The organism is Burkholderia sp. MSh2, assembly GCF_000731655.1.
Lineage (GTDB): Bacteria > Pseudomonadota > Gammaproteobacteria > Burkholderiales > Burkholderiaceae > Burkholderia > Burkholderia paludis.
The window spans coordinates 59643-80761 of the sequence record NZ_JPGM01000038.1 but is presented as its reverse complement, the minus strand read 5'-3'; the positions used below and the strand labels follow the sequence as shown (position 1 = coordinate 80761).

16 protein-coding genes are annotated in these 21119 nt (G+C 68.3%); 7 read left to right on the top strand and 9 right to left on the bottom strand.

What is annotated here, in order from left to right; genetic code table 11:
• The first annotated feature begins 462 nt into the window (after positions 1-462).
• Positions 463-1374 carry an alpha/beta fold hydrolase gene (locus GQ57_RS23975; protein WP_052001464.1) on the top strand — a complete coding sequence of 304 codons (912 nt, stop codon included), beginning with the start codon at positions 463-465 and terminating at the stop codon, positions 1372-1374.
• Between the two features lie 47 nt (positions 1375-1421).
• On the opposite strand, the gene GQ57_RS23970 is transcribed toward GQ57_RS23975, so the two are convergent.
• The 7 genes from GQ57_RS23970 to GQ57_RS23945 form a co-directional block, all read right to left on the bottom strand.
• Positions 1422-1835, bottom strand: a complete 414-nt coding sequence (locus tag GQ57_RS23970) for a YybH family protein (RefSeq protein ID WP_052001463.1) — start codon at positions 1833-1835, stop codon at positions 1422-1424.
• 116 nt (positions 1836-1951) lie between these two features.
• Positions 1952-2665, bottom strand: a complete 714-nt coding sequence (locus GQ57_RS23965; RefSeq protein ID WP_031400727.1) for a nitroreductase — start codon at positions 2663-2665, stop codon at positions 1952-1954.
• A 103-nt stretch (positions 2666-2768) separates the two neighbouring features.
• On the bottom strand, positions 2769-3557 hold the full coding sequence (locus tag GQ57_RS23960; protein ID WP_031400726.1) for an IclR family transcriptional regulator: 789 nt from the start codon (positions 3555-3557) through the stop codon (positions 2769-2771).
• A gap of 7 nt (positions 3558-3564) precedes the next feature.
• Complete coding sequence (locus tag GQ57_RS23955) at positions 3565-4449, bottom strand: IclR family transcriptional regulator (protein ID WP_034199215.1); 885 nt, start codon at positions 4447-4449, stop codon at positions 3565-3567.
• 425 nt (positions 4450-4874) lie between these two features.
• Positions 4875-8393, bottom strand: a complete 3519-nt coding sequence (locus tag GQ57_RS23950; protein ID WP_034199214.1) for a pyruvate carboxylase — start codon at positions 8391-8393, stop codon at positions 4875-4877.
• Between the two features lie 270 nt (positions 8394-8663).
• Entirely contained in the window at positions 8664-8858 is a 195-nt protein-coding gene (locus GQ57_RS42025) for a hypothetical protein (protein ID WP_152603339.1), read from the bottom strand.
• 468 nt (positions 8859-9326) lie between these two features.
• The gene (locus GQ57_RS23945; protein WP_031400723.1) at positions 9327-10478 is read right to left on the bottom strand and encodes an acyl-CoA dehydrogenase family protein; all 1152 of its coding nucleotides are present in this window, start codon (positions 10476-10478) and stop codon (positions 9327-9329) included.
• Positions 10479-10718: 240 nt separating this feature from the next.
• On the opposite strand from GQ57_RS23945, the gene GQ57_RS23940 reads away from it, so the two are divergent.
• The 6 genes from GQ57_RS23940 to GQ57_RS23915 all read left to right on the top strand — a co-directional run bounded on the left by GQ57_RS23940 (position 10719) and on the right by GQ57_RS23915 (position 18117).
• Positions 10719-11594 (top strand): MaoC family dehydratase, encoded by an 876-nt coding sequence (locus tag GQ57_RS23940; protein ID WP_034199213.1) that lies wholly within the window; start codon positions 10719-10721, stop codon positions 11592-11594.
• A 24-nt stretch (positions 11595-11618) separates the two neighbouring features.
• On the top strand, positions 11619-12368 hold the full coding sequence (locus GQ57_RS23935; protein WP_034199212.1) for an SDR family NAD(P)-dependent oxidoreductase: 750 nt from the start codon (positions 11619-11621) through the stop codon (positions 12366-12368).
• A 90-nt stretch (positions 12369-12458) separates the two neighbouring features.
• The gene (locus tag GQ57_RS23930; RefSeq protein ID WP_034199211.1) at positions 12459-13664 is read left to right on the top strand and encodes an acetyl-CoA C-acetyltransferase; all 1206 of its coding nucleotides are present in this window, start codon (positions 12459-12461) and stop codon (positions 13662-13664) included.
• A 15-nt stretch (positions 13665-13679) separates the two neighbouring features.
• On the top strand, positions 13680-15632 hold the full coding sequence (locus GQ57_RS23925; protein WP_034199210.1) for an AMP-binding protein: 1953 nt from the start codon (positions 13680-13682) through the stop codon (positions 15630-15632).
• A gap of 18 nt (positions 15633-15650) precedes the next feature.
• Positions 15651-16832 (top strand): CaiB/BaiF CoA transferase family protein, encoded by a 1182-nt coding sequence (locus GQ57_RS23920; RefSeq protein ID WP_031400718.1) that lies wholly within the window; start codon positions 15651-15653, stop codon positions 16830-16832.
• Between the two features lie 292 nt (positions 16833-17124).
• Positions 17125-18117 carry a LysR family transcriptional regulator gene (locus GQ57_RS23915; RefSeq protein WP_034199209.1) on the top strand — a complete coding sequence of 331 codons (993 nt, stop codon included), beginning with the start codon at positions 17125-17127 and terminating at the stop codon, positions 18115-18117.
• A 25-nt stretch (positions 18118-18142) separates the two neighbouring features.
• On the opposite strand, the gene GQ57_RS23910 is transcribed toward GQ57_RS23915, so the two are convergent.
• On the bottom strand, positions 18143-18922 hold the full coding sequence (locus tag GQ57_RS23910; protein WP_031400716.1) for an enoyl-CoA hydratase/isomerase family protein: 780 nt from the start codon (positions 18920-18922) through the stop codon (positions 18143-18145).
• Between the two features lie 230 nt (positions 18923-19152).
• Positions 19153-20814 carry a methyl-accepting chemotaxis protein gene (locus GQ57_RS23905; RefSeq protein WP_052001462.1) on the bottom strand — a complete coding sequence of 554 codons (1662 nt, stop codon included), beginning with the start codon at positions 20812-20814 and terminating at the stop codon, positions 19153-19155.
• Between the last annotated feature and the right edge of the window lie 305 nt (positions 20815-21119).

Genomic DNA, 21119 nt, shown 5'->3' with positions numbered 1-21119 from the left:
TGAAGAGCCCGATGCCGCCTGGGCGAAGCCACGGCCCGCGGTGCCCTGGAGGGCGCCGCGCGAGCGATCGCCCCGTGGCCGGTCGGGTTCGCCGATGGCGGCCGGCGGCATGCTTCGTCTCCCCGGGTACTGCCTGATCCTCTCGAATGCCGCCGTGCGGCACAAAACTAATGTTTGAGAGGGTAGCGCATTTTCATGGTGCGGGCCAGCGAACCCAAGCGCCGTCGGCGAGCCCGTCGCGCACGGTTCGCCGGCCGTGCGATTGCCTGAACCTCTCGCCGGCGGCTCGACATCGCGAAGCCGTTCGCGGCCAGCCGTCGAACGGCGCGTCGTCCGCACGCTCACTGTACGGAACGTCTTGGCCGCTCGCGTTGACACGCATGCGCCCACCGGCGAAGTTCGAAGTCGCGGCGCACCATGTAAGCGGCCCGCCGCTCTCCGTCCACCCTTCAACGCTCCGTCATGCCTTCATCGACCCAATCCGTCGTGCGCGCCGCGACCAGACCGGGAACCCGCCTGCCCGGCACCCCCGACCCCGCCCATCTGTGGCGCACCGCGGACGGCGTGCGGCTCGCCGGCGATACGTGGGGGCATCCGGACGCCCCGCTCGTCGTGCTGCTGCATGGCGGCGGCCAGACACGTCATGCGTGGGGTGACACGGGTGCGCTGCTGGGCAGCGCCGGCTACTTCGCCGTTGCCTACGATGCGCGCGGGCATGGCGATTCGGACTGGAGCGCCGCGGGCGACTACAGCCAGGACGCGTTCGTCGGCGATTTGCGCCATGTCGTCGACGCGCTCGGCGGGCGCCCCCCGATACTCGTCGGCGCATCGCTGGGCGGCGGCACCGGCCTCGTCGCGATCGGGGAACGCCGGATCGACGCGCGCGCGCTGATCCTGGTCGACATCGTGCCGTACACCGAGCCGGCCGGCGTGTCGCGCATCAGAACGTTCATGCAGCAGAATCCCGACGGTTTCGGCTCGCTCGACGAAGTCGCCGACGCGATCGGCCGCTACCGGTCGAGCCGGTCGCGGCCGCGCAATCCCGCCGGCCTGTCGAAGAACGTCCGGCTCGGCGACGACGGCCGCTACCACTGGCACTGGGACCCGCGCTTCCTGTCCGGCACGACCGATCTGCCGGCCCGTCACGCACGCTTCTCGGCTTGCGCGCGCAACCTCGCGCTCCCCACGCTGCTGGTGCGGGGCGGCAGCTCCGACGTGGTGAGCGAGGCCGGCGTTCGCGAGTTTCTCGAACTCTGCCCGCACGCGGAATACGTGAATGTCGCCGCGGCGGGACACATGGTCGCCGGCGACCGCAACGACGTGTTCGGCCAGGCAGCCGCGCAGTTTCTCGCGCGCCACGTCCCCGCGGCATGAACGCGACGCGCGGACGCCGGAGCGTCCGCGCATGTGGATCGGCCGATTCAGATCGGCGGCGTTGCGGGCGAAGTCGAAAAATGATGCTGGCGGACTTTCCATTCTCCCTGTTGCAACGCGATCACGAGCGTCGTGCGCAAACGCGAGCGCGACGTGTTGCCGTCGCCGAGGACGAACGTGAATTCGCCGTAGCCCTGCGCGAGAAAGCAATCGTCGGCCAACCGGATGAAGTGCTGGTCCACCAGCGCCAGCGCGGCCGACCGGATCACGCCGTCGTACGACGCGAAGTACGCGCGAATCGCGTCGCGGCCGGCCGAATGACCGGGCCGGCCGCCGAAGAACAATGCGTCCGCCGTGTAGATGCCCGTCAGTGCGTCGGGATTCCAGTCGCGCGCGGCCGCGTTCCACGCGGCCTGCACGATTGCCAGCGCGGGGCCGGGCGTGTCGTTCGTTCCCACCATCGTGTCCTCTCCTTTCCTGGGGCGCCGGCCGGCGCCGTTACCGGATGCGAGCGCCGATCCGCTCCGCCGTTGCCACGTTGCACGGGCACGGCGGATGCCGAGCGGAGCGCGACCGTTCAGACCATCCGCATCACGTCCGCCGTCGCCGCGCGCGTGGAGCGGAACGCGTTCGCCGGATGCGCCATGTCGGCGTAACCGAACCCGATGCCGCAGACGAATTTGCGCTCGTCGCCGATCCCGAAATAATGGCGGATGAATCGGGCGTGATGCGCCAGCGCCGCCTGCGCCGTCGTCGCAATGCCATGCGCGCGCGCCGCCAGCATGAACGATGCGACGAACGCGCCGCAGTCGAGTGCCGCATACGGCCCCAGCTCGGCCGGTATCGTCAGCAACGCGACGTGCGGCGCGCCGAACAGCCGGAAATTCTCCGCAACCTGCCGCTCGCGCGCCGGCCTGTCGCCGCGCGCGATGCCGAGCGCCGCATAGAGCGCATATCCGACCTCCCTGCGCCGCTCACCGTACACCCCGCGATATTCGTCCGGGAACGGCAGGTCGGAATCGATTCCGGGATGCCGCGCGGCATGCGCGGCGAGCGCCTCGCGGAAGCGTTCGGTCGTGTCGCGGGACGTCACGATCGCGTGCCACGGCTGCACGTTGCACCACGACGCCGCGCGTTTCGCGATGTCGACGATGCGTTCGATCGCGTCCGTCGGGACCGCATCCGGCAGATATGCACGGCAGGTGAACCGCTCGAACGACACGCGGCCGAGCGCGTCCGCGTCGGCTGTCGACCAGGCAGTTGAACCGCCGCTTCCGGCTTGCACTCGCATGTCACGTCTCCGGTTGTCGGCACCTCACGGCGCCTCGCGCATCAAATATAACGATCATTAGTTAGCCTTCCAAACCGGCCTGGCCCCTGCCCGCGCCAGGTTTTCAGGGCTCGCAGTCGACGTCGCTCAGGATGAAGGACAGCGTTTCGGCCGCCGCCTTCAATTCCGGCATCACGCGCTGGCGGATCGCTGCCATGTCGGGCTCCAGTTCCACGGCCCCGCAATTCAGCGCCATCAGCGTGCGGGTGCGGCCGACCACGATCGGCAATGCGATGCCGTACGCGTTGCGCTGATATTCGCCGACCGACATGCACACGCCCGATTGCCTCAGGTCGTCGAACGCCGCATCGAGGTTCTCGCGAACGGTGTCCGCATCGTCGCCCGCCGCGTCGAGCAGCTCGGCCATCAACGGCTCGCGCAGTGCGTCCGGCAGCCCGTACAGGTATGCTCGCCCGACCGAGGTCGTCGCCATCGGCAGCAGCGAGCCGACGCCGAGGCGCAGCGTCGCGATCCGGGCGCTCGCGCGCCATGCGATGTACACCATGTCGAGCCGATGCGGAACCGCGAGCGCGACCGACAGGTTCAGCCTGTCGGCCAGCTTCTGCATCACGGGTGTCACGAGGCGCGTGACGGGATTCGCTTCCAGGTAGGCGTGGCCGATGCTCAATGCGCCGGCACTGAGCTCGAACTGACGCCCGCCGCCCACCCTGCGCAGGTAGCCGATCGAGATCAGGGTGGTGGTCAGGCGCGACACCGTGGCTTTCGGCAGGCCGGTGCGCCGCACCAGTTCCGCGTTGGACAGCGGCGCGCGCGCCGCACGGAATGCGTGGAGTACCTCGAGCCCGCGTTCGACGGTCAGCGTGACGCCCTGTTGCTTGTCGGTCCGGTTCATGTTCGTGTCAGTCGACGACGACCGCCTGCTCCTGCAGATGCCGGGCCGCCGCGACCAGCCGGGGCCCGAGTTCGCGTTCGACCCGCGCGCGCCCGAGCCGCGCGCTGCGCCCGATGCAGGCGAGCACGAGCGGCGTGTGGTCCTGAACCACCAGCGGCACCGCGAGGATCGTCAGGTCCGGCTCCCACTCGCCGAGCGACATGCAATAGCCGACGTTGTGCACCTGCGAAATGCCCTCGCTGATGCGGCGGCGCAGGTTGGGCCAGTCGCGGCCCGTCTTGCGTTCGATGTTGCCGAGCAGGTAGAAGCGCTCGAGCTCCGGCAACGCAGCCAGCAACGCCCAGCCCATCGGCGACGACGCAATGCGCAGGCGCGTGCCCGCATACAGCTTCAGGTCGACCGACGCCGGCTTGCCGGCGCACGTTTCCAGCACGATCACGTCGAGACGGTCGCGCGTGCCGAGCATCACGTAGGTGTCGTTCGTGTTCGCGAACGCCTGCATTTCGAGGCGCGCGAGCAGTTGAACGTTGGAATGCGCGATCGCCGCATAGCCGAGCGACAGCACGGGGGCCGCCAGCCGGTACTTGCGGCGTTGCGGCGAGTAGTGAAGATAGCCGAGCGCGACGAGCGAGCGCACCATCCGCGACACGGTCGGCGCGGGAATGCCCGTTTCGATCACGAGCTCCTGATTGCCGAGCCAGGGTTCGTGCGGCGAGAACGCGGCCAGGATCGCCAGGCTTCTCGCCAGCGGAACGACCATCGCGCCGGACGCGTGCCCGCCGTCCGGGCGCTCGCCGTCCGGGCGCTCGCCGTCTCCGACCGGCACGTCATGCCAACTCGCGTCTTCCTGCCCTGACACGGGCAGCGCTGCCCGGTTTGCCTGCGGCGACATCGATTGCTCCGTTTGTCTCGATCCGGCTCTGAAAGCGGCCATGAAATGCTTGTTCCGATCGGTCGGGGCGGGACGCCGCACACGGCGACGACGCTCGCCCATGCGACCGTCCGATGGCTTCATTACACGAGCCAACCGGGAAGCGCGTCAATTGTAGCGCCGATATGTTCCGTACTTTGAAATACAAGCCGAAGCGACGATCGGGCGCCCGCCGTCCGAAGCGGGGCTGTTCCGACAATTTCGAGGCGGAACAAGCATGCGGGAATCCATCAATGTACGGAACATTGAATCGACTCCCGAAGCGCCTCGCGGCGCTGCGGCCGGCGCACGGCCGGCCCTGCGGAACCCGCCCGGTTCGAGCCGTGCCGCGCGGCAGGCCGCCGTGTCGAGACGGCCCGCCCGAGACGCAACGGGCGCCGCGCGCGTTACGCCGCGCCCTTCAGCTCGATCAGCAGGTCCTTCGCCGCGACGCGCTCACCGGGCTTCACGTGCACGGCCGCGATTTCGCAGTCGCGCTCGGCCGCGATATGCGTTTCCATCTTCATCGCCTCGAGCGCGAGCAGCGTCGTGCCGGCCGTGACGCGCTGCCCCGGCTGGACGGCGACCGTGACCACCGAGCCAGGCATGGGAGCGGCGATGTGCAGCGGATTGGACGGATCGGCGCGCTGCGGACCATGACGCTCCTTGCCCGCCTGCACCACGCTCTTCTGCTCGACGAGCGCCGAGCGCGACTGGCCGTTCAACTCGAACAGCACCTTCACGATGCCGTCCTGCGCATCGGCGTGCTGCCCCTGCAGCGACACGAGCAGCGTCTTGCCCGGCTCGATGTCGATCGCCGCCTCCTCCTGCGGCTGCAGCCCGTACAGGAACGCCGGCGTCGGCACGACCGACGTATCGCTGTATGCACGCACGTGCGCGTAGTAGTCGACCGTCTGCTTCGGGTACATCAGGTAGGACGCGAGTTGACGGTCGTCGAGCGGCTGCTCGCAGGCGGCTTCGGCCTGCGTACGCACCGCGTCGAGATCGACCGGCGGAATCTGGTCGCCGGGGCGGTACGGCGCCGGCGGCTCGCTCTTCAGCACCTTGCGCGACAGGTCCGCCGGGAAGCCGTCGGGCGGGAAACCCAGCTCGCCCCTGAACAGCGACACGACCGATTCGGGGAATGCGATGTCCTTGTCCGGATTGCGCACGTCGTCCACGCCGAGATCGTTCGCGACCATCATCAGCGCCATGTCGCCGACCACCTTCGACGTCGGCGTGACCTTCACGATGTCGCCGAACAGGCGGTTGACGTCCGCATACGCGCGCGACACCTCGGTCCAGCGATGATCGATGCCGAGCGAGCGCGCCTGCTCGCGCAGGTTCGTGTACTGGCCGCCGGGCATCTCGTGACGGTACACGTCGGCTGTGCCCGCCCGGATTTCCGATTCGAACGGCTTGTAATAGTGGCGCACGCCTTCCCAGTACATCGACGCTTCATGCAGGCGGTCCTGGTCCAGGCCCGGATCGCGTTCGCTGCCGGCCAGCGCCGCCGCGATGCTCGACAGGTTCGGTTGCGACGTGAGCCCGCTCATCGCATCGAGCGCGCCGTCCACCGCGTCGCAACCTGCCTCGACCGCCGCGAGCACCGACGCGGCGGCGATTCCGCTCGTATCGTGCGTATGGAAATGCACGGGCAGCCCGGTTTCCTCCTTGAGCGCCTTCACCAGCGTCGCGGCCGCCTGCGGGCGGCAGATGCCGGCCATGTCCTTGATGCCGAGCACGTGCACGCCGGCCTGCTGCAGCTCGCGCGCGATGCCGACGTAATACTTGAGGTCGTACTTCGAACGCGACGTGTCGAACAGGTCGCCCGTGTAGCAGATTGCGCCTTCGCACAGCATGCCGCTCTCGCCCACTGCATCGATCGCGACGCGCATGTTGCGCACCCAGTTCAGCGAGTCGAACACGCGGAACACGTCGACACCCGCGCTCGCGGCCTGCCGCACGAAGAAGCGCACGACGTTGTCCGCGTAGTTCGTATAGCCGACCGCGTTCGAGCCGCGCAGCAGCATCTGGAACAGGATGTTCGGCACGCGCTCGCGCAGCAGCGCGAGGCGCTCCCACGGATCTTCCTTCAGGAACCGCAGCGCGACGTCGAAGGTTGCGCCGCCCCAGCATTCGAGCGAGAACAGTTGCGACAGCTCGCGCGCGTAGAACGGCGCGATCGGCAGCATGTCGGCGGTGCGCATGCGCGTCGCGAACAACGACTGGTGCGCGTCGCGCATCGTCGTGTCGGTCAGCAGCACCTGCTTGCGGTCGAGCATCCAGCGCGCGAACTTCTCCGGGCCGAGCTCGCGCAGGCGATCGCGCGTGCCGGCCGGAATCGGCGCCACCGTATCGATCTTCGGCAGCACGGGCTTCGACAGCGGCAGCGCCGGCAGCGTGCGGCCGTTCATCTCGGCGTTGCCGTTCACGTTCAGCTCGCCGAGATAGCGCAGCAACTTCGTCGCGCGATCGCCGCGCTTCGCGAATTCGAGCAGCTCCGGCGTTTTGTCGATGAAGCGCGTCGTCACGTCACCCGCGATGAACGCCGGATGGTTGATCACGTTCTCGAGGAACTGCAGGTTCGACGTGACCCCACGAATCCGGAACTCGCGCAGCGCGCGATCCATCCGGTGAATCGATTCGGCGGCCGTCGGCGCCCAGGTCGTCACCTTGACCAGCAGCGAGTCGTAGTACGGCGTGATCACCGCGCCGCCGTAGGCAGTGCCCGCGTCGAGGCGCACACCGAAACCCGCGGCGCTGCGATAGGCGGTGAGCCGCCCGTAGTCGGGCAGGAAGTCGTTCTCCGGGTCCTCGGTCGTGATCCGGCACTGCAGCGCGTTGCCGTTCAGCGGAATCGCATGCTGTTCCGGCACGCCCGCCGCACGCGCGACGAGCGTGCCGTCGCCGTCCGTCGCGTCCTCGGCGAGACCGATCCGGCCGCCTTCCGTGATGCGGATCTGCGCCTTCACGATGTCGATCCCGGTGATCATCTCGGTCACCGTATGCTCGACCTGGATGCGCGGGTTCACCTCGATGAAGTAGAACCGGCCGGTATCGGCGTCCATCAGGAATTCGACGGTGCCCGCATGCGTGTAGCCCACGGCGCGCATCAGGCGCAGTGCGGATTCGCACAGCGCCTGCCGGCCCGCGTGATCGAGATACGGCGCCGGCGCACGTTCGACCACCTTCTGGTTGCGTCGCTGCACCGTGCAATCGCGCTCGTACAGATGCACGACCGTGCCATGCCGATCACCGAGCACCTGCACCTCGACGTGCCGCGCGTTGCGCACGAGCTTCTCGACATACACCTCGTCGTTGCCGAACGCGGCCAGCGCCTCGCGGCGCGCGACCGGCAGCAGGGTTTCGAGATCCTGGGCGTTTTCCAGTACGCGCATCCCGCGTCCGCCGCCGCCCCAGCTCGCCTTCAGCATCAGCGGATAGCCGACTTCCGCGGCCAGCGCCTTGCAGGCGCCGAGATCGTCCGGCAGCGGCGCGGTCGCGGGCATCACGGGCACGCCGGCGGCGATCGCCGCGTTGCGCGCGGCCACCTTGTTGCCGAGCGTGCGCATCACGTCGGGCGACGGGCCGATCCAGCGAATGCCGGCGTCGATCACCGCCTGCGCGAAATCGGGGTTCTCGGACAGGAAGCCGTAGCCGGGGTGAATCGCGTCGACCTTCGCCAGCCGCGCGACGCGCAGGATGTCGTCGATGTCGAGATACGCGGCGAGCGGCTTCTTGCCCTCGCCGATCAGGTAGCTTTCGTCCGCCTTGAAACGATGCAGCGCGAGGCGGTCTTCCTTGGAATACACCGCCACCGTACGCATGTTCAGCTCGGCGGCGGCGCGCATCACGCGGATCGAGATTTCGGAGCGGTTCGCGATCAGGATGGACTGGATGGGGATAGGCGTCACGGCAGCCATGGAGTATGAATGGTTGAATTAAGGTCGCCGACGCGCCGCCAGCCACCCGCCTGCTTCACGGGGCGGCGTGCGGATCGGCACGTCGGTCATTCGCGGTTGCATCGTCCCGGCTTTCGCCAGTCGACATGTTCGTCGCATCGCCCGGTGGTCGCTATCGACATCGCGACGGCGAACAGTATTCAGCCGACCGCCGGCGAGGACGAGCGGGCAGCCGGCCGGTCGTCATGCGGAACACGGCGGGCGGGCGCCACGCCGCGGCCCGCCACGGCTTCAGTCGCCGTGCTCGAACAGCGGCGCGTGATCCATCCAGTCGTAGCCCGCACCGGATCTCGCCCACGCCCAGTTCGCATCGCGGGGCCGCTCGCCGGGCCGCGCCGTCGATCGCCCGCCCTCCGCCCCCCGCTCGGGCACGCCCCCGCGTGCGTCGTCCTGCGGTACGCCATTTCGCTTCTGGTAGCCAGTCATTGCATCCCCTTACGTTTGTGCAAGCTTCCCGTTCTTCGGCCAGGCCCGTCCGGCGCAGGGAATATCCTCCTTGAGCGGCGGGCGACGAGTACGTCCAGGTTCAACCATGCAAAAAGCAGGCCACATCGGCGCCGGGGCTGACGGCCCCGATTCACGGGGAGATCATCCGAAACCGGATTTCAAAATGTGTTCAATTTTGAAATTGCGGCCCTGATTTTGAAATTTTCGCCATGCCGGCGCCGCGCCGCGCGGTGGCCCATCGTGGCCGTGCACGCACCGGCGACATGACCGGCGCCTCGTCCACGCGCAGGGTCGCGGCAGAACGCAATTCCGGCGTTGTTCCGGACCGTGTGCGCAATCGCGTCGCGGTAACGACGAGCGGCGCCTGCCGCCACGGATCGATGCGGAGCGACCCGTGCGCCTTCGCCCGGCTTGCACGAAGCGGCAAGACACCCCGTAAGCAGCGCCTTATTGCGCGTCGCGAACCATGTTGCGGGCAATCACGATCTGCTGGATCTGGGTCGTGCCTTCATAGATGCGGAACAGGCGCACATCGCGGTAGAAACGTTCGATCGCGTATTCGGCCATGTAGCCGGCGCCGCCGAAAATCTGCACCGCACGATCGGCCACCCGGCCGCACATCTCGGACGCGAACAGCTTCGCGCACGACGCCTCGGTGCTCACCGGCAGTTTGTCGTCGCGCCGGCGCGCGGCATCCACCACCATGCAGCGGGCCGCGTAGATCTCGGCCTTGCTGTCGGCAAGCATCGCCTGCACGAGCTGGAAATCGGCGATCGGCTTGCCGAACTGCTTGCGTTCCATCGCATACGCGAGCGCCATCGACAGCATGCGCTCGGCCACGGCGACGCACACCGCGGCGATATGGATGCGGCCCTTGTCGAGCACCTTCATCGCCGTCTTGAAACCCTGCCCCTCCTTTCCGCCGATCAGGTTCGCGGCGGGCACGCGCACGTTGTCGAAGATCACGTCGCACGTATGGGCGCCTTTCTGCCCCATCTTCCTGTCGCGCTTGCCGAAGCCGATGCCGGGCGTCTTCGCGTCGACGATGAACGCCGAAATGCCGCCCGAGCCCTTGTCTTCCGGGTTGGTGCGCGCCATCAGCGTGAAGATGCCCGCATGCGGCGCGTTGGTGATGAAGCGCTTCGTGCCGTTCACCACGTAGTCGTCGCCGTCGCGGATCGCGGTGGTGCGCAGCGACGCCGCGTCGGAACCGGCTTCCGGTTCGGTCAACGCGAACGAGGCGATCAGTTCGCCCGTCGCGAGGCGCGGCAGGTACTTCTCCTGCTGCTCGGGCGTGCCGTCGAACAGGATGCCCTGCGAGCCGATGCCCACGGTGGTGCCCAGCAGCGAGCGGAATACCGGCGAAGCCCGGCACAGCTCGAACACCGCCAGCACCTCCTCCTCCATCGTCAGCTCCAGACCCCCGAAGCGCTCCGGAATGGTGAGGCCGAACAGGCCCAGCGCCTTCATGTCGGCGACGATGTCGTCGGGAATCTCGTCGGTTTCGGCCACGTGCTCCTCGTTGGGCACGAGCCGCTCGCGCACGAACCGGTTGATGGAGTCGAGCAGGCCGTTGAGCGTTTCTTGATCGCGAATCATGTCGGTACGCCTGAAAGGATGGAGAAAACGCCCCGATGCTGCGCCGGCGGCCGGCGCGAAACAACCGCCCCGCCGAAAACGTTCCGAGGGATGAAATTGCGCCGGCGAGGCCGGCATTGGCGCGGCGAGCATGGCGCCCCGGGCGTCTGCCAAGGTACGGAACAATGTACGCCGATCCGTTGACCGGCCAATCGGGCGGTTCCATCGTGGGAACCCGAATCCACTGCCGTCACGTTCGCCATGCCGCTCCAGCCCGATCATCTGCTGTCTCGTCCGTTCCCGCCCATCGAGCATGCGTACTCGCTGCGCGATACGCAGCTGTACGCGCTCGGCCTGGGCTTCGGCGCCGACCCGCTCGACGCCGGGCAATTGCGTTACGTCTACGAAGGCCGGGAAGGCGCGTCGCTGCGCGCGCTGCCGACCATGGCGAACGTGCTTGCGTATCCGGGCTTCTGGGCGCGTGAGGCCGATACGGGCATCGCGTGGCAAAAGATCCTGCACGCGGAACAGGAAATCAGGATTCACGCACCGTTGCCGGCCAGCGGCCGCGTCAAGGGCACGACGCGCATCACCGGCCTGTGGGACAAGGGCGAAAACAAGGGCGCGTTTCTGCGGCAGACGCGCGAGATCGTCGATGCCGACACGGGCCGCCTGCTGGCGACCGTCGTGCAACTGAGCCTGCTGCGCGGCGACGGCGGCTTCGGCGAGGGCGGCAGCACCGAACCGCTGCCGGTGCCCCATGCAATGCCCGACGGCGAGCCCGATCACGTCTGCGAGCTGGGCACGCCCGCGCAACTGGCGCTGATCTACCGTCTGAGCGGCGATCTGAATCCGTTGCATGCCGACCCGTCGGTCGCCTCCGCGGCCGGTTTCCCGCGCCCCATCCTGCACGGCATGGCGCTGATGGGCGTGGCCGCCCACGCGGTGCTGCGCACGGTGCTGGCTTACGACGACACGCGCTTCGCGGGCATGCGCGTGCGCTTCACCGCGCCGGCATGGCCCGGCGACACGCTGCGCACCGAGATGTGGGTGCGCGACGACACGGTTTCACTGCGCGTCACGGCCGTGGAGCGCAACGTGGTGGTTTTGACCAACGCGCGGGTCGACCTGCGCTGACACGCCATTCTTCAGGAGACACACATGGATCTGGGTTTGACCGGCAAGGTTGCCATCGTCACCGGCTCGGCGCGCGGCCTCGGCGCCGCCACCGCGCGCCGGCTCGCGCAGGAAGGCGCGAGCGTCGTCGTCACCGACATCAACGCCGAACTGGCGCAGGCCACGGCGAAAGCGCTGCGCGACGACGGCCTGGCCGCGCACTGCGTCGTGGGCGACATCACGCAGGCCGCCGACGTGCAGCGCCTCGTCGACGAAACGGTCGCGCATTTCGGCGGCGTGCACATCCTCGTGAACAATGCCGGCGCGCCGCGCGACAAGTACCTCGTGAAGATGAGCGAGGACGACTGGGATTTCGTGATGACGGTGATGCTCAAGGGCGCGTTCCTCGCCGCCCGCGCGGTGATGCCTCACTTCATCGAGCAGGGCTGGGGCCGGCTGATCAACATCAGCTCGCGCGCCCACCTGGGCAACCCGACCCAGGCCAACTACTCGGCCGCCAAGGCGGGCCTGATCGGCATGGCCAAGGCACTGTCGATGGAGGAAGGCCGCTACGGGATCACCGCGAACTGCGTCGCGCCGGGCTTCATGGAAACGGAAATGGTGCAGGCGCTGCCGACCTACGAAACGATCAAGGAGCGCGCGGTGGCCGCGCAACCGATCAAGCGGGTCGGGCGTCCGGACGACATCGCCGACGCAGTGGCCTTCCTCGCCAGCGAGCGCGCCGGCTTCATCAGCGGCGAGGTGCTGCACGTCACCGGCGGCCGCTACGGCTGATCCGGCGGCCGCACCGCACACGATAGCCGCCGGCGCGTGACACGCGAGCACGGGTGGCTGAATATTGATGACATTCAAGAGGCATTCGAAATGAAACGAGCAGCCATCGTCTCCCCGCTGCGCACCCCCGTGGGCGCGTTCGGCGGAATGTTGAAGGGCGTACCCGTCGAGGAGCTCGGCGCGACCGTCGCGCGCGCCGTGGTCGAACGAACCGGGCTCGATCCCGCGCGCATCGACGACGTCGTGTTCGCGCAAAGCTATGCAAGCGGCGAGACGCCGTGCACCGGGCGCTGGATCGCGCTGCAGGCGGGCTTCCCGATCGAGGTGGCCGGCATGCAGCTGGACCGGCGCTGCGGCGGCGGCGTGCAGGCGCTGGCCACGGCGGCAATGATGGTGCAGACCGGCGCGGCCGACGTGGTGATGGCCGGCGGCGTCGAAAGCATGAGCAACGTCGAGTTCTATACCACCGACATGCGCTGGGGCAAGCGCGCGGGCTCGGTCACGATGCACGACCGGCTCGACCGCGGCCGCGAGCGCTCGCAGCCGGAAAGCCGTTTCGGCCGCATCAGCGGGATGATCGAGACCGCCGAGACGCTGGCGCGCGAGTACGACATCACGCGCGCGGCGTCGGACCGGTTCGCCGCGCGCAGCCAGCAGCGCGCGGCCGCCGCGCAACGGGCCGGGTATTTCGACGCCGAGATCGTTCCGGTATCCGTGCCGCAGCGCAAGGGCGATGCACTGATCGTCGCGCAGGACGAAGGCGTGCGCGGCGACACGACGCCCGACAGCCTCGCGAAACTGCGCACCATCGTGAAGGACGGCGTCGTCACCGCCGGCAATGCATGCCAGCAGAACGACGCGGCCGCCGCGTGCCTGATCGTGGCCGAGGACAAGCTCGACGCGCTCGGCCTCACGCCGATCGGCTGGCTGGTCGGCTGGGCCGCCGCCGGCTGCGACCCGGCCCGCATGGGCATCGGCCCCGTGCCCGCCGTGCAGAAGGTGCTGGCACGCACGGGCCTGACGTTCGGCCAGATGGACCTGATCGAGCTCAACGAAGCGTTCGCGTGCCAGGCGCTGGCCTGCGTGAAGGGCTGGGGCAGCTCGATGGACGCGCTCGAAGACACGCTCAACGTAAACGGTTCGGGCATCTCGCTGGGCCACCCGGTCGGCGCGACGGGCGTACGCATCATGACCACGCTGCTGCACGAGATGCACCGCCGCCAGGCCCGCTACGGGCTCGAGACGATGTGCATCGGCGGCGGCCAGGGCATCGCGATGATCGTCGAGCGCGCATAAGGCTGGAGACCGACCATGAGCAACCCTGAATCCGGCCAGACCTGGCAACCCGGCCAGCGCGAGCTGCAGAACGCCGGCATCGTGAAGCTGATGCGCGCGCTGGAGGTGCCGTCGTACGACGAACTGATGCGCGTGTCGCTTGCCGAGCCCGAGCGCTACTGGAACACCGTGATGCGCGAATGCGCGATCGCGTGGGACACGCCGCCGACCGGTTACGTGGACCTGTCGCGCGGCCCGCAGTTTCCGGGCTGGTTCCCGGGCGGCAGGCTCAACTGGGTCAACACCATTTACGGCTGGGCGCGCCACCCCGCCACTGCGCGGCAAAAGGCCGTCGTCGCCGAGCGCGAGGACGGCAGCGTGAGCGAGTTGACCTACGCGGAGCTGGAGCAACGCGTGCGCGATTTCGCGGCCGGACTCGCGCGGCACGGTGTCGCGCAGGGCGATCGTGTCGGCCTGCTGATGGAAAACGGCGTCGAGGCGACCGTCTCGCTGCTGGCCATCGTGCATCTCGGCGCGCTGGTCGTGCCGTTGTTCAGCGGCTTCGGCGTCGATGCGATCGTGGCCCGCCTGTCGGCCGCGGAGGCGCGCCTCGTGATCGCGTCCACCGGCTTCTCGCGTCGCAACAAGCGCGTGGACGTCCAGGGTACGTTGCGCGATGCATGGCGGCAGTTGCCGCTGCTCGGACGGGTGATCTGGAAGCGCGGCGAGGACGCCGCCGCGCAGGACGCGCGCGATCTCGACTGGCACGACACCGCGACCGCCGCGTCCGGCCAGGGGATCGCGCCGGTGTCGGTCACGCCCGATACGCCGTTCATGGTGATCTATACGTCGGGCACCACGGGCAAGCCCAAGGGCGTGGTGCACACGCACGGCAGTTTTCCGGTCAAGATCGCGCACGATTCGCTGGTTCACTTCGACGTGCATCCGGGCGACGTCTACTGCTGGCCCGCCGACATGGGCTGGATCGCGGGCACGCTGGTGCTCGGCTGCGCGCTGCTGCGCGGCGCGACGCTGGTGTGCTACGACGGCGCCCCCGACTACCCCGACTGGTCGCGCATGTCGCGCGTGGTGGCGCGCCACCGCGTCACGCACTTCGGCTCGGCGCCCACGCTGATCCGCGGGATGGCCAGCCACGAAGCGCTCGCGCTCGCGGGCGACCGCTCCACCGTGCGCTTGCTGATCACGGCCGGCGAAGGTATCGCGCCCGAGCATTTCAACTGGTTCCTGCAGCGCTTCGGCGACGGCACGGCGCCCGTCATCAACTACACGGGCGGCACCGAAGCGTCGGGCGCGCTGCTCGCGAGCGTCCCGATCCGGCCGATTCCGCCGAGCGGCTTCAACACCGTCTCGCCCGGCGTGGCGGCGGACGTGGTAAACGCCGACGGCGCAAGCGTGACCGGCGAAGTCGGCGAGCTGGCGATCCGCGCACCGTTCGTCGGCATGACGCAATCGTTCTGGCGCGACGACGACCGCTACCTGGAAACCTACTGGCAGACCATTCCCGGCCTGTGGGTGCACGGCGATCTCGCACTGCGCACGCCCGACGGCAACTATTTCATGATGGGCCGCTCCGACGACACGCTGAAAGTCGCCGGCAAGCGCCTCGGGCCGGCCGAGGTCGAGGAGGTCGTGCTCGAGCTGCCGGACGTGGCCGAGGCGGCCGCGATCGGCGTGGCCGATGCCGACAAGGGGCAAAAGCTGGTCGTGTTCATCGTGCCGAAACCCGGCGCGCGCGTCGCGGGCGCCGAGCTGGAAGCCGTCGTGTCGGGCCACGTCGACAAGCGCCTGGGCCGCCCGTTCCGGCCCGGCCGCGTGCACGTGGTCGCGCAACTGCCGAAGACGCGCAGCTCGAAGATCATGCGGCGCGTGATCCGCAGCGTGTACTGCGGCCAGCCGCCGGGCGACCTGTCGTCGCTCGACAATCCCGGCGCGCTCGACGAAGTGCGTGCGGCCTCGACCTCCGCCTGACTCAACCGTGAACGCAACATGAAAGTACTCGAAGGCATCAAGGTCCTCGATTTCGGCCGCTTCATCGCCGGGCCGTTCTGCTCGGCGCTGCTCGCCGACTATGGCGCGGACGTGATCCGCATCGACCGCGTCGGCGGCGGCGAGGACCGCTTCATCGTGCCGGTGACCGAACACGGCGAGGGCGCGCTGTTCCTGCAGGTCAACCGCAACAAGCGTTCGATGACGCTCGACCTCGACAGCCCCGAGGGGCGCGAGATCGTGCGCAAGCTGGTCGCCGATGCCGACGTGGTGATCGCGAACATGCCTCCGCGCACGCTCAAGAGCCTCGGGCTGGACTATGGCAGCCTGAGCGCGATCAAGCCCGACATCATCCTCGTCGCGTCCAACGCATTCGGCAACAGCGAGGCCGTGCGCGATCGCGTGGGCTTCGACGGCGTCGGCCAGGCGTTGAGCGGCGCCGTGTACATGGCGGGCACGCCCGACCGGCCGCAAAAGGCCATGGTGCCGGTGGTGGACTTCGCCACGGCGTTCTCGTGCGCGCTCGGCGTGATGCTGGCGCTCTACGAACGCCAGCGCAGCGGCATGGGCCAGGAAGTCAGTGCGTCGCTGCTGTGCACGGGCCTGAACATGGCCAGCGGCGCGCTGATCGAGGAAGCGCTGCTCGGCCTCGATCGTCAGGCCACGCTGAACCGCGCGTCGGGCTACGCGCCGTCGGACATCTTCAAGGCCACGGACGGCTGGTTCATCACGCAGGTCATCGGCCGGCCGATGTTCAAGCGCTGGACGCAGCTCGTGGGCCGGCCGGAACTGCTCGACGATCCGCGCTTCGCCGACGATACGTTGCGCGGGGAGAACGGCGCGCTCCTGAGCGATCTCATGAGCGCATGGTGTGCGGACAAGACGCTCGCCGACGCACTGGCCGCACTGGAGCAGGCGCGCATCCCGGCCAGCCCCGTCAACTCGCCGCGCCAGGCGCTGGAGGACGAAACCATCAAGGCCGCCGACGTGATCCGCTGGATGGACTATCCCGGCGCGCCGAAGCCGGTGCCCATTTTCGCGACGCCGGTTTCGCTGTCGCGCACGCCACCGGAAATCCGTACGCGTCCGCCGCTGACCGGCGAGCATACGGACGAAATCCTCGCCGGCATCGGGCTCGACGCGCACGCGGTGGCCGATCTGCGATCGCGCAAGATCGTCTGACGGAACCCGTCGCCGCGTCACGCGCACCGCCGTCGCAACGACGACGGTGCCCGCCCTCTCCGTTGTCCGCGCCGCATGCCGGACGGCCGCCGCGCATCCGCACGGCAACCGGGCCCGTCGACACGGCGTGCGGCGGGCCGTCTTCGCCTTCCCCCGTTTCCCGCTCGCCGTCCGGCGCATTGACGCGCGGCACGCCATCGCATGCCGCGCCTCGCGCCGACACCGGCATTGTGCCGATTACCGGACGATCAAATATCGACTATATTCGTCAACCGAACTTGACAATCGCATCATGGACCCGTCCCAGCTCCCTTCCCTCGCGTGGTTCGTGCATATCGCGCACCATCTCAGCTTCACCAGGGCCGCCGCCGAGATGGGCGTGTCGCGCGCCGCGCTGTCGCAGAACCTGAAAGCGCTCGAACGGCAACTGAACGTGAAGCTCCTGTACCGGACCACGCGCGACATGTCGCTGACCGAGGACGGCCAACGGCTGTACGACACGCTGCGGCCGGCATTCGGCTCGATCGAGCTGGCGATCCGCAACCTGCACGAAGTCCGGCACGAGCCGTCCGGGCTGCTGCGCATCAACACGTCGCGGGTCGCCGCCCGAAAACTGGTCGAGCCGCACCTGGGCGAGTTCATGGCCCGCTATCCGCTGCTGCGGGTGGAGCTCGTGATGGACGACGGACTGTCGAACATCATCGCCGACGGCTACGACGCGGGCATCCGGCTGGGCGAAAGCCTCGCCGAACACATGGTGGCCGTGCCGATCACGCCGATGCTCGAGATGGCGGTGGCCGGCTCGCCCGACTATTTCGCACGCCACGGCACGCCGGCCACGCCCGCCGACCTGATCGAGCACAACTGTCTGTGCTATCGCCACACGACGAGCGGCGCGATCTATCGCTGGGAGTTCACGTCGCCCGAGATCGAGGGTCATGCGTTCGAGGTCGAACCGCAGGGCAGCGTGGTCACGAACGACGACGACGGCATGATTCGCGCGGCGCTGCAGGGGATCGGCCTGATCCAGCACCAGGACATCGCGCTGCGCGAACACCTCGATGCCGGCACGCTGGTGCGCGTGCTCGATCCGTGGTGCAAGCCGTTTCCCGGCTACTACCTGTACACGCCGTCGCGCGAGCAGATGCCCGCGAAGGTGCGCGCGCTGATGGATTTCCTCGTCGAGAAGCGCGAACACCTGGCCACCGAGATGGCCAGCCGCGCGGCCAAACCCGCGAAGACCGCCACGCCGAACCCCCGCAAGCCGCGCGCCGCGCGAGCATGAGCGGCCGCGTATCGCCGCGCGCCGTTCAGCCCGGCTCGCGCCGCGCGAAATCGTGCACGGCCGTCACCAGCGACGGCGACTCGATGCGATAGCGGTACTGCATCCACCGCTCCATCGACAACCCGTCGTGCAGCGGCATGTCGAGCGCGCGGCGGGTCATGTGCTTCATGGCGGCCAGCGCATCGGCATCGGTGCGCGCGATCTCGCGGGCGAGCTGCATCGTTGCGGCGTCGAGCGCATCGCCGCTCACCGCGAGCGACGCGAGCCCCATCCGCTCGGCCTCGCGCCCCGTCATGCGCCGCCCGGTAACGAGGTAGTACATCGCGCGCGCGAGCCCGATCTTGCGCGGCAGCCGCTGCGAACCTCCGCCGCTCGGCAGCAGGTTGCGCTGCAGATGCGCGTCGCCCAGCTCCGCGTGTTCATCGACGACCACGATGTCGGACGCCAGTACCAGCTCGAACCCGCCGGCCACCGCATAACCGTTGACCGACGCGATCACGATCTGCCGCGACGCTTCCATCAGCGCGAACGTGTCCTGCATCAGGTCCTGATGCCGCATGTGCGCGGCGGGATCGGCGAGCACGCCGCTCGCGAGCCATTTCAGGTCGTTGCCCGCGCAGAATGCGCGGCCGCTGCCGCGAATCACGATCACGCGGACGTCGCGGCCCGGATCGGCGGCCGTTCGCACCGCGTCGTTCAATGCCGCGAGCGTCGCGCCATCCAGTGCATTCATCCGCTCGGCGCGATTCAGCGTGACGACGCGGATGCCGGGCGTCGAGTCGTCTGTCAGCAACGTGTTTGTCATGGTGTCTCCTGATCCGGACGAACCGATCCGCGCCGGCCGGCGCGTGACCGTTCTTCCGGAAAGTGGTGTCGGTCGGAACCGTCGTTCATCCGTCGCGCGTTGTCAGTACCTGCAGCGAAGCCCCGTTCCATCGCGATCGGCCATGCGGCGCGTGCGTCGTTCCGCCGGCCGGCAACGCGCATGCTGTCCGTCACGCGCGACGGCAATGCAAAGCGACAGCGGTATTGTCCTCACGTCTGCATCGCATACGACTCGCCCGCCGACACCGGTCCCGGCGCGATCGCAGCCGCGTCGTACCGCCGCGCGCCGCTCGCTTTCCGCATCGGCGACCCGTCGCCCTCGCGCACGACGAAACGCGAAATCATCGCGACGAGCTGCTTGCCCTGATCGTCCAGCGACTGCGCGGCGGCGGCGACTTCCTCCACATACGCCGCGTTGTGCTGCGTCGCCTGGTCCATCTCCGACACGGCCTGATTGACCTGATCGATGCCGTGCCCCTGTTCGACCGAGGCGGCAGCGATTTCCTCCATCAGGTCGGTCACGCGCGAGATCGCATGCATGATCTCGGCCATCGATGCCCCCGCGGCGTTCACGAGCGCTACGCCTCCCCTGACATGTTCGACGGATTCGTGAATCAAGCCCCGTATTTCCTTCGACGCCAACGAGGATCGCTGGGCGAGCGAACGCACCTCCGACGCGACCACCGCGAAACCGCGCCCCTGCTCGCCGGCCCGTGCGGCTTCGACGGCGGCGTTGAGCGCCAGGATGTTGGTCTGGAACGCGATGCTTTCGATGATGCCGACGATCTCGGCGATCCTGCCGGAACTTGCATCGATACTGCCCATCGCATCGACGACCCGCGAGACGACACCGTTGCAACGCCCGGCCGCCTGCACGGCCTGCACCGCGACCTGGCTCGCCTGGCGGACGTTGTCCGTGTTCTGGCCGACTCGCGACGAGAGTTCCGCCATGCTCGCCGCGGTCTCCTGCAGCGACGCGGCCTGCAACTCCGTACGCCGCGACAGATCCAGATCGCCGGCCGAGATCTGTGCGGCCGCCGATGCGATCGAATCGGCGCTTGCCTTGATGCCGTTGATGGCGGCCGACAGATTCGCCTGCATGCGCTTCATCGAGTACAGCAGGCTGCCGCGATCGCCCGGCGCGGTCGCGATGGCGGCCGTGAAATCGTTGGCCGCGATTCGTCCGGCAATCTCGACCGCATAGCCCGGCTCCCCGCCCAGCGTCCTCGCAATGCCGCGATTGAGCGCCACGACGATGCTGCTCATCGCCAGCGCGATCAACGCGCAAATGCCGAGACTTTGTAGCAGGCCCGCATGAAACGCCGTGTCGATGTCGTCGACGAACAGGCTGGTGTTGACGATCCAGTCCCACGGACGATAGGTGTCGATGTACGCGATCCGGGCCGCGTCCGTGGTCACCCCGGACGTCTCCTTCGGATAGTCGAAGCGCTGGAAGCCGCTGCCGGCGCCGGCCACCAGATCGATCTGTTGCCGGACGATGGCAGCGGCTTTCGGGTTCAGTTCGCTCAACGGCCTGTTCTGAATCGACGTGTCGAACGGGTACATCAGGACCACGCCCTTCGAATTCACGATCGTGAAATAGCCGCTGCCGGCTTCACCGTAACGCATGCCGCGAATCACGTCCATCGCCTGCCGTTGAGCCTGCTCGATGCTCAGCTCTCCCGAGGAGGCCCGCTTCGCGTACAACCCGACCGTGGCGAGCGCGATTTGGGTTGCGTGCACGAGGTCGGCCTTGCGCTCGTCGAGACGCATCTCGCGACTCCGGTACGCATCGGCGACGGACAGCAGGATCAGACAGAGCAAGCTCAGTACCAGCGGCAACCCGAGCCGCTGCTTGAATGACAACTTCATCGTCGTGGCATCTCCTCGTTTTTATCGATATGCGGGCCGCACCCGGCAGCCGGCAGACGGCTCGGGGTCGCGCTGCCCGCTGCCCGCCCCTCACCCGCTTCCGCCGCATCGGTGCGGCGACCGACCGACAGCGCCGCCCGACATCGACGACACGCAGCTGGGCCGATGCTACTGACGGCTAGGTTCCAGCGTCAATTTCGCATTATTTAGTGTTCCGTACATTGGCGATCTCGACGCGCCCATTCGTCCCGACGGGGCGGTCCTCGCCTGCATGCTCCGATGTACGGAACAGCGTGGCGGAGGAT

What these genes read in the sequence shown, in the direction of transcription:
- GQ57_RS23975 (WP_052001464.1), top strand. Translation starts at nt 463, where the DNA reads ATGCCTTCATCGACCCAATCCGTCGTGCGCGCCGCGACCAGACCGGGA.
- GQ57_RS23970 (WP_052001463.1), bottom strand. Translation starts at nt 1,835, where the DNA reads ATGGTGGGAACGAACGACACGCCCGGCCCCGCGCTGGCAATCGTGCAG.
- GQ57_RS23965 (WP_031400727.1), bottom strand. Translation starts at nt 2,665, where the DNA reads ATGCGAGTGCAAGCCGGAAGCGGCGGTTCAACTGCCTGGTCGACAGCC.
- GQ57_RS23960 (WP_031400726.1), bottom strand. Translation starts at nt 3,557, where the DNA reads ATGAACCGGACCGACAAGCAACAGGGCGTCACGCTGACCGTCGAACGC.
- GQ57_RS23955 (WP_034199215.1), bottom strand. Translation starts at nt 4,449, where the DNA reads ATGTCGCCGCAGGCAAACCGGGCAGCGCTGCCCGTGTCAGGGCAGGAA.
- GQ57_RS23950 (WP_034199214.1), bottom strand. Translation starts at nt 8,393, where the DNA reads ATGGCTGCCGTGACGCCTATCCCCATCCAGTCCATCCTGATCGCGAAC.
- GQ57_RS42025 (WP_152603339.1), bottom strand. Translation starts at nt 8,858, where the DNA reads ATGACTGGCTACCAGAAGCGAAATGGCGTACCGCAGGACGACGCACGC.
- GQ57_RS23945 (WP_031400723.1), bottom strand. Translation starts at nt 10,478, where the DNA reads ATGATTCGCGATCAAGAAACGCTCAACGGCCTGCTCGACTCCATCAAC.
- GQ57_RS23940 (WP_034199213.1), top strand. Translation starts at nt 10,719, where the DNA reads ATGCCGCTCCAGCCCGATCATCTGCTGTCTCGTCCGTTCCCGCCCATC.
- GQ57_RS23935 (WP_034199212.1), top strand. Translation starts at nt 11,619, where the DNA reads ATGGATCTGGGTTTGACCGGCAAGGTTGCCATCGTCACCGGCTCGGCG.
- GQ57_RS23930 (WP_034199211.1), top strand. Translation starts at nt 12,459, where the DNA reads ATGAAACGAGCAGCCATCGTCTCCCCGCTGCGCACCCCCGTGGGCGCG.
- GQ57_RS23925 (WP_034199210.1), top strand. Translation starts at nt 13,680, where the DNA reads ATGAGCAACCCTGAATCCGGCCAGACCTGGCAACCCGGCCAGCGCGAG.
- GQ57_RS23920 (WP_031400718.1), top strand. Translation starts at nt 15,651, where the DNA reads ATGAAAGTACTCGAAGGCATCAAGGTCCTCGATTTCGGCCGCTTCATC.
- GQ57_RS23915 (WP_034199209.1), top strand. Translation starts at nt 17,125, where the DNA reads ATGGACCCGTCCCAGCTCCCTTCCCTCGCGTGGTTCGTGCATATCGCG.
- GQ57_RS23910 (WP_031400716.1), bottom strand. Translation starts at nt 18,922, where the DNA reads ATGACAAACACGTTGCTGACAGACGACTCGACGCCCGGCATCCGCGTC.
- GQ57_RS23905 (WP_052001462.1), bottom strand. Translation starts at nt 20,814, where the DNA reads ATGAAGTTGTCATTCAAGCAGCGGCTCGGGTTGCCGCTGGTACTGAGC.